This window comes from Pseudostreptobacillus sp., from assembly GCF_977040545.1.
Genome location: NZ_CDRRBS010000102.1, coordinates 1 through 3,586, shown reverse-complemented (window position 1 = coordinate 3,586; position 3,586 = coordinate 1). Strand labels below are relative to the sequence as shown.

Below are 3,586 nucleotides of genomic sequence, written 5' to 3'. Positions count from 1 at the left end.
CTAAATATTCTTTACAAATTTCTAAATCATATTCTTCTTCAATTTTTTCTATTAAAGTTTCTTTTATCAATTGTGATAATGAAAACCCTTTTGCTTTTGCATATTTTTTTATAATATTTTCTTCTTCATCGTTAAATCTAATTGAAATTACTGACATATAATTACACTCTCCTTTATGTTTACATTGTAAACTATAAGAGGATAATTGTCAACTCTTATTTTATATATATCACAGATAAAATAAAAATAAGAAACCTTAAAAATCGCTTATGGTGGTTATTTTATTATACTTTCTCTGTATTCTACTTGTTTTTTATCGTAATTTATAGTGATTTTAAACAACAATCAAATGCACAGTAACTCCTATAAACATAGTATTTATAATAGATTTATGAAATTAATTCAAATTATATAATATAACTATTTAAAATATTTTTTTAAAAATCTTGCAGTGTGAGATTTTTTAGACTTAATAATTTGTCTTGGCTCACCTTCTACTACTATTTTACCTCCATTGCTTCCACCTTCAGGTCCTATATCAATAATATAGTCAGCTGATTTAATTACATCTAAATTATGTTCTATAACTACCACACTATTCCCTTTACTAACTAGTCTATTTAGAACTTCAAGTAATTTTCTTACATCTTCAAAATGTAATCCAGTTGTCGGCTCATCTAGTATGTATATTGTCCCTTCTTTTGTAACTTTAGATAACTCTGATGCCAATTTAATTCTTTGAGCTTCTCCTCCTGAAAGAGTTGTTGCAGGTTGTCCTAATGAAATATATTCCATACCAACATCCATTAATGTTTGTAATTTTCTTTTTAAAGATGGTATTGCCTCAAAAAAATCAAAAGCTTCAGATACACTCATCTCTAAAACCTCTGAAATATTTTTCCCTTTATATTTCACATCCAATGTTTCTTTATTATATCTTTTTCCCTTGCATAATTCACACTCCACATAAACATCAGGTAAAAAATTCATTTCAATTTTATTTATTCCAGCTCCAGAGCACATTTCACATCTTCCACCTTTAACATTAAATGAAAATCTTCCCTTATCATATCCTCTAACCTTAGCATCATTAGTTTCAGCAAATATTCCTCTAATATCATCAAATATTTTTGTATAAGTTGCAGTATTAGATCTTGGGGTTCTACCTATAGGACTTTGATCTATATTTATTACTTTTGATATTTTTTCAAGTCCTTCAACTTCTTTATATTCTAAAGGAAACATAGTTTTTTCATTTAAATGGTTATGAAGTATAGGATAAAGTGTTTGATTAATTAATGATGATTTACCTGAACCACTTACTCCCGTAACAACAGTAAATATACCTAAAGGTATTTTTAAATCAACATTTTTTAAATTATTACCTCTACATCCTTTGACTACTAAATATTCATCACTTTTCCTAACATTTTTTGGAATTTCAATTTTAATTTCACCTGTAAGATATTTAGCTGTTAAGGAATCTTTTGATTCCATTACTTCAGATGGAGTTCCTTTTGCTGTAATATTTCCTCCATACTTTCCAGCACCTTCTCCTATATCTATTAAATAATCAGCTGAAAGCATAGTGTCTTCATCATGTTCTACCACTATTAAAGTATTCCCTATATCTTTAAGTTCTTTTAAAGTTGCAAGCAATTTATCATTATCTCTTTGGTGTAAACCTATACTAGGTTCATCTAAAACATATATTACACCAGTTAATCTTGAACCTATTTGGGTTGCAAGCCTTATTCTTTGTGATTCTCCTCCAGATAATGTTTTAGTCATACGCGATAAATTTAAATATTCAAGACCTACATTTTTCAAAAAACTAAGTCTATCTTTAATTTCTTTAAGTATTTCTGTTGCTATTTGCTTTTCTTTTTCTGTCAACTTAATATTCTCAAAAAAATTCAATGAATCAATTATACTCATATCTGTTATATCTATTATACTTTTACCATTTATTGTTATAGCAAGTACTATATCATTTAATCTTTTTCCTTTACACTTACTACAATTTGTTTCTATCATATATTTATTTTCTATATCTTCTCTAAGTGCTTCACTCATCGATTCTTTTGCACGTCTTTTAGTATGTGCAACAAGTCCTTCAAATTGTTTAAAACCAGAAAATTGATATTCCTTAGTATTAATATTAAAAGGAAATTCTATATCTGAGCCATAATATATTAAATTCCATTCTTCTTTTGTAAGATCTTTAACTTTTTTAGTTATATCTATATTCATAGCTTTCAAGAATGAAATTAATATATTCCAAGTCCATGAAGTTTTAGAAGCTCCTCCAACTATAGAAATTCCACCTTCTTCAATACTTTTTTCTTCATCGATTATAAAAGAATTAAGATTTACTTCAAGCGAAGAACCTAAACCATTACATTCAGAACAAGCACCAAAAGGAGCATTAAAAGAAAATAACCTTGGATTTATTTCTGGAAATGAAACTTCAGGATGATTACTACAAACAAAATTTTCACTAAATTTAAAATCTTCATTATTTATATTAACTATTAAATTACCTTCACCATTCTTTACAGCATTACTTACTGCTTCATCTATTCTTGAAATAGATTCTTCTTTGAAAACTATTCTATCAGTAACTAATTCTATAGTATGTCTTTTATTTTTATCAAGTTCTATATCATCATCTAAGGTTAAAATTTGCCCATCAACCCTTACTCTTAAATATCCTTGTCTAGATAAATTTAAAAATAAATTTTTATGTGTACCTTTTTTATCATTAACTATGGGTGCTAAAAATACTAATTTATCTTTCTCTTTACATTTATTTTTTATTTCATTAACTATCTCTTCTATACTTTGTTTTTTTACCTCTAATCCACACTTAGGACAATGTGCATGACCAATATGACCCCATAATAATCTCATATAGTCATATATTTCAGTCATAGTTCCAACAGTAGAACGTGGATTTTTTGAAACTGATTTTTGTTCTATAGATATCGATGGTGAAAGACCTTCTATACTATCTAATTCAGGCTTTTTCATTTGACCTATAAACTGTCTCGCATAAGCTGAAAGACTTTCAACATATCTTCTTTGACCTTCTGAATATATAGTTTCAAAAGCAAGAGAAGACTTACCAGATCCACTTACTCCTGTTATTACTACAAATTTATTCTTAGGTATATCTACATCTAAATTTTTAAGGTTATGCTCTCTAGCACCTCTTATTTTTATATATTCCATATCTCACCTTTACCTTTTCTCATAATATTTTACTATATTACTAAGTAATTATCAATAAAAAATATATCAACATAAAAGTTGATATATTTAATAACTATTTCTTATAATTTGATAAGTTCATAAACATTATCACCAATACTAAAACAGCAGCTGCACCTAATTTTATAGGATCTATTACACTCTTATTTATATAAAAATCTAATAATATTGAAGTTATTGGAAAAGGTAATTCACAAACAGTTGCATAAATTGCATTTGTTTTAGTTAATCCTTTATAATAAATTCTTAAAGTAATCATTCCCCATACAGCAATTAATAAAGTCAATAATATTATATTTTTATTATTAAATGT

2 protein-coding genes and 1 pseudogene are annotated in these 3,586 nt (G+C 26.5%); all 3 read right to left on the bottom strand.

All coding sequences use genetic code 11. The features are described from left to right. Positions 1 to 157 (bottom strand): type II toxin-antitoxin system RelB family antitoxin (gene relB, locus ACWYO2_RS05315; RefSeq protein ID WP_455515446.1); only part of this gene is annotated, 157 nt, incomplete at its 3' end. A gap of 263 nt (positions 158 to 420) precedes the next feature. Then, positions 421 to 3,234, bottom strand: coding sequence for an excinuclease ABC subunit UvrA (uvrA, locus tag ACWYO2_RS05310; RefSeq protein ID WP_455515445.1), 2,814 nt, complete (start codon positions 3,232 to 3,234; stop codon positions 421 to 423). A gap of 94 nt (positions 3,235 to 3,328) precedes the next feature. After that, positions 3,329 to 3,586: pseudogene (locus tag ACWYO2_RS05305) on the bottom strand (DMT family transporter); the annotation flags it as partial.